Genomic DNA, 294 nt, shown 5'->3' on the forward strand with positions numbered 1-294 from the left:
AAGACCAAGGGTTCCTGTCCAACGTTAATCGGGGCAGGGTGAGTCGACCCCTAAGGCGAGGCTGAAAAGCGTAGTCGATGGGCAACGGGTTAATATTCCCGTACTGGTGGTAACTGCGAAGGGGGGACGGAGAAAGCTAAATCATCCGGGCGACGGTTGTCCCGGTTTAAGCGTGCAGGTGGACTGACCAGGCAAATCCGGTCGGTTGTTAACACTGAGGCGTGACGACGAGCCACTACGGTGGTGAAGTGATTGATGCTCTGCTTCCGGGAAAAGCCTCTAAGCTCCAGGTTA

The 294-nt window shown here is 55.4% G+C and carries 1 rRNA gene; it reads left to right on the forward strand.

The window, feature by feature from the left end:
• Window positions 1-294 (forward strand): 23S ribosomal RNA (locus AAZR23_RS20780); the annotation flags it as partial.

The sequence above is a fragment of the Morganella sp. Je.2.23 genome, from assembly GCF_051129855.1.
Taxonomy (GTDB): Bacteria; Pseudomonadota; Gammaproteobacteria; order Enterobacterales; family Enterobacteriaceae; genus Morganella; species Morganella sibonii.